The sequence below is a fragment of the Streptomyces katrae genome, from assembly GCF_000966975.1.
GTDB classification, from domain to species: domain Bacteria; phylum Actinomycetota; class Actinomycetes; order Streptomycetales; family Streptomycetaceae; genus Streptomyces; species Streptomyces katrae.
The window spans coordinates 1-2,843 of sequence record NZ_JZWV01000985.1 but is presented as its reverse complement, the minus strand read 5'-3'; the positions used below and the strand labels follow the sequence as shown (position 1 = coordinate 2,843).

Sequence of the window (2,843 nt, the reverse complement as noted above, 5' to 3'; positions counted from 1 at the left end):
AGGCCGGCCACATCTGGGTCGGGCACTTCGACGAGAACCCGGCCGGAATCCGCCGCTGGAGCCCCACAGGCCACATCTACTGGGCGTCCGACGGCGCAAGCATCCCCGGCCTCTTCGACTGCTACGCCCTGAACGTGTGGGGCACCACCGCCTGGGCGTGCACGTACACGGACTTCCCACTCGTCGAGATACACCCCGACCGCCCCGACCGGCCCGTGAGGGTGTGGCCGAACCAGGTACGGGGCGCCAAGGCATTGGCCATCCACGGCGAGCGGGTCGCCTTCTACGGCGGCTACGGCGAAGAGGTGGACCGGCTCACCCGCGGAGAGCTCACTGAAGCATCCGTCGAACCGACGGACGTCGGCCTGCTCACCCTGCCCGACGGCCACCTCCCCGGCCGCCGCCGCGCCGTCGGCCGAGGAAGCAGGATCTACGTCCAAGCCGAGCCGTTCACCGCCTGGGGCGTGTTCGACCTCAGCAGCTGAGCCCCCCCGAAAGGAGTTGCCGCACCGCGTGCCAGCGAGGATCCAGACGGTCTTCAACGCGCAGGCGCCCGGCGCTCTTCTGTTGCGCTGGCCCTCCAGCGTCACCTGCGGGCGAATTCTGTGCATCGGAGTTGTCCATCCCTGCCAGGTGCCGTGCTCGGTCACACACGCGGCGGTGTCGCAGGTCATATCTGCCGGGGTTGCGGGGCTAAGGGGCGGGTGGTGTAGGGCGTGCACGAACTCTGACCGCAAGTGCTTTGACCTGCGGTTTCGTGGGTCTTGCAGAGCTAACCCCTGCGCGTACCAGAGTGCGGATCGCGTCTCCGGTCGGAGGTGTGATCCGTGTTCTTGCGTAGGGAGGTAGATGTCATGAGCATGTCTGAGACAGCCGGGGGAGCTGACCGGCGAGGAGTCGGGGCGGGAGCCGGCCGGGCCCTCGTCGGGGGGAGTTGGCTCCGCGCCGTCGCCCGTCGGCCGGCCTGGCGGCCGCGTTGTCGGAGTGGACGCCGGAGTGGGAGGCGGCGGCTGCGGTGGGGGTCCTGGCGGCGGTTGTGCGCGTCGCCCTCCAGCTTCGCCGGGGGCGGGCGGGCGCCCGCGCCGGTATCCGCGCGGGGGTGTCCCGGCCGGCCCCTGCGAGGGCCGGCCGGGACACCAGGAGCTCCACCTCGCAACGGCGCCCCCTGCGGCCCGGCCGATGGCGCCGCAGTTTACCCGACCGGCGATGTGCAGCCCTCGCGTAGGTGTAGGCGTTTCATGCGGTGTATGCCCAACTCAATGCATAAACAGGGAGCTTGACAGTTTTTAAGGTGGTTCGTCATGGTTTGCGGCACGGTTCGGTGGTCGGGCTGCTGGTGTGCGATTGGGGTGTGTTTCGGCATGGGTGTGCGGCGTGAGTTCTACGACGAGTACGGGGCTGCGGGTCGGCTGAAGGTGTCGGTGGCGGCCTGGCGGTGGGAGGCCGGGAGTGGTCTGGTCCCGTCGGCGGACGCGGACGCGGACGCGGGGGCGGGCCGGTGGTCGCGGGCGGTGGTGGAGGCATGCGACCCGAGGCGGTCCGCGCGGCGCTGCGGGGGCCGATCGGTGCTGGGGTGACGGCGGACCGCCTGACGCAGGCCCTCGGAGTGCCGCTGCCGATTCTGCTGCCTCGGGTGACCGCCTCGGCGGTCGGCCACCTGGTGAAGGCCGGCCTGCTGCTCTACCTCGGCGGCGAGGTCGAGTTCCCCGACGTCCACCCGGACCAGGTGGCGGCCCTGGGCTGCGGCCGGGACCTGCCCGCCCTCCTCGACCGGTATGTGCTACTCGGCCCGGAGTAGGCCGCCCGCCGGCTCGGGGTCCGCCGCCTGGACTTCGATCACGTGGTGCGGCTCAGGTGGCTGTCGCCGGTGGGATCGGTGGATGTCGACTACAAGCGGCAGGGCGGGGTGACCACCATCCCCCTCTACGACTGAGCCGGCGCACAGTAGTGTCACATAGGCAGTGTTGTTGTCACCTGCGAGGTGCGTCGCCGGAAGCTCTCAACTCTTGACGGCCTCCGCGATCTGCTGGGCGGCCTGGGCGGGTGTCAGGTGCGTGGTGTCGACGACCTCGGCCTCATCGTGCAGCCACGTGCGGGCGGCCTCGGCGTAGGGTTCGAGGTGTGCGAGGCGGAACGGGGAGTTGGGGCCGAGAAGAGTGTCGCCCGCGATGCGCGCGCGGAGAGTGCCCTGATCGGCATGGAGGACGAAGTGCCGGACCGGAATATCGTGCTCGGCAAGACCCGAGCTGATCTCGCGCCAGTACTTCTCGACCAGGACGGTCATGGGCATCACCAGGGTGCCGCCGGTGTAGTCGAGGATGCGTCGGGCGGTCTCGACCACGAGGGGCCGCCACGGTGGCCAGTGCTGGAAGTTGTCCGTCGCGGGCAACCCTGGCTGGATGTCCATGAGTGTCTCGCCGACTTTCTCGGCGTCGAACACCCGTGAGTCCGGAAGCAGCTGCTGGAGGAACATGCTGGTTGTCGTCTTGCCCGCGCCGTGCGTGCCGTTGAGCCATACGATCATGGACCTGACGCTAGCGCCGTGCGGGCCCCAGGAACACCTTCTCGTGACAGTAAGGCTGCTGAACGAGGTCATGTGACAAATCGGATGCCTCACCTGTGACAACCATGGTGCTTCAAGCGACCCCCTCTCGCAGCTCACCCGACTCCGCTGGTGACGACTACCGTGCTCCGGCTCAACTCGGCTCAGGACCTGGCGCTGCTGCCGGTTATCCGCCCCTTGGTGGACTGGCGGGCCGTGCGCACCACCGGGGCGGGCCGTCGTTCCCCGCTCGCCGTCCTCGACCCCGCGGCCGGGGAACAGGACCGTGTGCTGCCACCCG

Annotated in this window: 2 protein-coding genes and 1 pseudogene; 2 read left to right on the top strand and 1 reads right to left on the bottom strand. The window is 69.5% G+C overall.

Annotated features, from left to right (window positions below):
- A pseudogene (locus VR44_RS30900) lies at positions 1 to 485 on the top strand (hypothetical protein); the annotation flags it as partial.
- 1,037 nt (positions 486 to 1,522) lie between these two features.
- Entirely contained in the window at positions 1,523 to 1,798 is a 276-nt protein-coding gene (locus VR44_RS41565; RefSeq protein ID WP_157880459.1) for a hypothetical protein, read from the top strand.
- Positions 1,799 to 1,999: 201 nt separating this feature from the next.
- Here the strand turns inward: VR44_RS41565 and VR44_RS30890 are convergent, their stop codons facing one another.
- Positions 2,000 to 2,524: a P-loop nucleotide/nucleoside kinase family protein gene (locus VR44_RS30890; RefSeq protein WP_045950928.1), complete on the bottom strand. Its 525-nt coding sequence runs from the start codon at positions 2,522 to 2,524 to the stop codon at positions 2,000 to 2,002.
- Between the last annotated feature and the right edge of the window lie 319 nt (positions 2,525 to 2,843).